Here is a 3,341-nt window from a genome sequence, read left to right on the forward strand (position 1 = left end):
GCCCCGCCGCGATCGACAGCAGTAGGCCGGCGAAGGGAAGCGCGAACGGCCAGCGCATCGCCGCCCCTTCGAGCGCGGCGGCGGCCGCCGACTGCGGCAGGGCGACGGGCAGCATTGTGGCAAGCGCCAGCGCCAGCCGTTTCATGACGGCTCGTGAACGACAAAACGGCAACGGCATCCGACTGCACCGCTCAAATCATATCCGGCCCGGCTCGGCTACGGCACGAACACCAAAAATGCAATATGGCGAACACCGCCATGCGCACCAGTCAGTCAGGATATTGGCGGGGTGCCCGGGAACGCCCATGCCGAGCGCGGCCTTGGTCCGTACGCGCCGATGTCGTCGTTCTTCGAGATTTCCGCAAGTGGACGATGTGCCAGCGATCGGCGGCCGTCAGCCGGTTGCGGCATTGATGAAATGTCGCGCCGCTTCCGCCGCGCCGAAATTGTCCAGATCGTTATGGCCACCTCGGGGAAAGCGGACAAATTGCTTCGGCTCGCGCGCCAACGCGAACAATCGCTCGCCAAACGCGATCGGAATCGACGAATCCGCCGCGCCATGCATGAAGAGCAGCGGAGCCGTGATCTGCGCCATGCGTTCGTCGGAACGAAACCGGTCTCGCATCAGCCAGCGTACCGGCAGGATTGGTAACGCGGCGGCGGCAACGTCCGCGATTGAGGTATACGCCGCTTCGAGGATCAACCTGGCAAGCGGCTGCTCGGCCGCCAACGCCACCGCGACACCGGTTCCGAGCGAGAAGCCCCAGACCACGATCCGGTCCGCGCTATATAGCGCCGATGTGAAGGCGTACGCCGCCGCGGCATCCAGCATCAGTCCCTGCTCGCTCGGCCGCCCGCTCGAGCCGGCATAGCCGCGATACGACAGCGCGACAATACCGGTACCGTCCGAGATCATGTCACGAAAGCGGCCAAAGAACCCGGCCAGGAAATCTCCGTTGCCGTGGAAATAGAGCACCACGGGATGGCCGGGCCTGGCCGGCACGTGCCAGACGATGATTTTCTCGCCGTCCGCCGTGGTCAGAACGTGCTCTTCGGCTTCCGGAAAGCCGGCGGCTGCCGGCGCCGTGCGCGCGGTTTGCGGAATCGGAAACAAAAACCACCGCTGCCCGACAAACAGGGCGACGAGGCCGCTGACATAGCCGAACGAAACGACGATCAGGAGCCATTTCAGGGCGGTCATGGTGGCCCGCAAGGGCTCACATCGCCTTGACGACGCTCTCGGTCACCTTCTTGGCGTCGCCGAGCAGCATCATGGTGTTGTCGCGGTAGAACAGCGGATTGTCGATGCCGGCATAGCCCGACGCCAGCGAGCGCTTGATGAACATCACGGTGCCGGCCTTCCACACCTGCAGCACCGGCATGCCGTAGATCGGCGAGGTCTTGTCATCCTCCGCGGCAGGATTGGTGACGTCGTTGGCGCCGATCACAAACGCAATGTCGGCCTGGGCGAATTCCGAGTTGATGTCCTCCAGTTCGAACACCTCGTCATAGGGCACATTGGCTTCGGCCAGCAGCACATTCATGTGGCCCGGCATGCGGCCCGCGACCGGATGAATGGCGTATTTCACCTCGACGCCTTCCTTCTTCAGCGTGTCGGCCATTTCGCGCAGCGCATGCTGGGCCTGCGCCACCGCCATGCCGTAGCCGGGCACGATGATGACCTTCGAGGCATTCTTCATGATGAAGGCGGCGTCGTCGGCCGAGCCGAGTTTTACCGGCTTCTGCTCCCCGCCGCCGCCGGCGGCGGCCGCGGTCTCGCCGCCGAAGCCGCCGAGGATGACCGAAATGCAGGAGCGGTTCATCGCGTGGCACATGATGTAGGACAGGATCGCGCCGGAGGAGCCGACCAGCGCGCCGGTGATGATCAAAGCGGAATTGCCGAGCGTGAAGCCGATGCCGGCGGCCGCCCAGCCGGAATAGGAGTTCAGCATCGAGATCACCACCGGCATGTCGGCGCCGCCGATCGGGATGATCATGAGCACGCCCAGTACCAGCGCGATGATGGTGATCAGCCAGAAGTCGAGCGCACCGCCCGAGACCACAAGACGGACGATGAAGAACACCAGCGCCAGGGCGAGCGCGATGTTGATGATGTGACGGGCGGGCAGGATGATCGGTGCGCCGCTCATGCGCGCCGACAGTTTCAGGAAGGCGATTACCGAACCGGTGAAGGTCAGCGCGCCGATGGCGACGCCGAGCGACATTTCAACGAGACTCTGCGCATGGATGTGGCCGGGCGTGCCGATGTCGAACGCCTCGGGCGCATAGAATGCGCCGGCCGCCACCAGCACCGCGGCCATGCCGACCAGCGAGTGGAACGCCGCCACCAGTTCGGGCATCGAGGTCATCGGCACCCGCCGCGCGATCACGGCGCCGATGCTGCCGCCGATCGCGATGCCGAGGACGACCAGCAGCCAGGCGACGCCGTCGGCCGGCGGATGGCCGGCGAGCGTGGTCGCGATCGCGATCGCCATGCCGGTCATGCCGAAGAAATTGCCGCGGCGCGACGTCGCGGGGCTGGACAGCCCGCGCAGCGACAGGATGAACAGCACCCCCGCCACGAGATACAGCACTGCAGAAAGATTGGCGTTCATCTCAGGTCCCCATCTGTCTTCGCCACCCCGAGGTGAACGCCGCTCACTTGGCCTTCTTCTTGTACATCGCCAGCATGCGCTGGGTTACAAGGAAGCCGCCGAAGATATTCACGCAGGCAAAGATCAGCGCGACGAAGCCGAAACCGCGCGCCCAGCCGCTGCCGCTCGAGATCATCCCGACGCCGACCGCGAGCAGCGCGCCGACCACGATCACCGAGGAGATCGCGTTCGTCACCGACATCAACGGCGTATGCAGCGCAGGCGTCACCGACCACACCACGAAATAGCCGACGAACACGGCGAGCACGAAAATCGACAGCCGGAATACGAAGGGATCGACGGCCTGCGCGATATGATCCATGGCGGACTCTCCTTAGGCTTTCGGCTGGAAGTTCGGATGAATGACGGCGCCGTCTTTGGTCAGCGCGGTGGCCTTGACCAGTTCGTCGTCCCACTTCACCGCGAGCGCTTTGGTCGACTTGTCGACCAGCGTCTCGATGAAGGAAAACAGGTTGCGCGCATAAAGGCTCGACGCCGAGGCCGCGACACGGCCCGCGACGTTGGTGAAGCCGACGATCTTGATGCCGCCGACATCGGCGACTTCGCCGGCCCTGGCGCCCTCGACATTGCCGCCGCGCTCGACCGCGAGATCGACCAGCACCGAGCCCGGCTTCATCGACTTCACCATCTCCGACGTGACGAGGCGCGGCGCGGGCCGGCCCGGGA

Annotated in this window: 3 protein-coding genes and 1 pseudogene; all 4 read right to left on the reverse strand. The window is 65.0% G+C overall.

Annotation, left to right across the window (positions count from 1 at the left end):
- Window positions 1–394: 394 nt before the first annotated feature.
- Window positions 395–1,201: an alpha/beta hydrolase gene (locus WCE35_RS01410; protein ID WP_424591558.1), complete on the reverse strand. Its 807-nt coding sequence runs from the start codon at window positions 1,199–1,201 to the stop codon at window positions 395–397.
- Window positions 1,202–1,217: 16 nt separating this feature from the next.
- A complete protein-coding gene (locus tag WCE35_RS01415; protein WP_424591559.1) occupies window positions 1,218–2,615 on the reverse strand; it encodes an NAD(P)(+) transhydrogenase (Re/Si-specific) subunit beta in 1,398 nt (465 codons plus the stop codon).
- A 43-nt stretch (window positions 2,616–2,658) separates the two neighbouring features.
- A complete protein-coding gene (locus tag WCE35_RS01420; RefSeq protein WP_159007712.1) occupies window positions 2,659–2,976 on the reverse strand; it encodes a proton-translocating transhydrogenase family protein in 318 nt (105 codons plus the stop codon).
- Between the two features lie 12 nt (window positions 2,977–2,988).
- Window positions 2,989–3,341, reverse strand: a pseudogene (locus tag WCE35_RS01425) (NAD(P)(+) transhydrogenase (Re/Si-specific) subunit alpha); the annotation flags it as partial.

The organism is Bradyrhizobium sp. (assembly GCF_049691595.1).
Taxonomy (GTDB): domain Bacteria; phylum Pseudomonadota; class Alphaproteobacteria; order Rhizobiales; family Xanthobacteraceae; genus Bradyrhizobium.

Coding starts and splice junctions, on each gene's coding strand:
- WCE35_RS01420 (WP_159007712.1), bottom strand. CDS start 2,976: ATGGATCATATCGCGCAGGCCGTCGATCCCTTCGTATTCCGGCTGTCG.
- WCE35_RS01415 (WP_424591559.1), bottom strand. CDS start 2,615: ATGAACGCCAATCTTTCTGCAGTGCTGTATCTCGTGGCGGGGGTGCTG.
- WCE35_RS01410 (WP_424591558.1), bottom strand. CDS start 1,201: ATGACCGCCCTGAAATGGCTCCTGATCGTCGTTTCGTTCGGCTATGTC.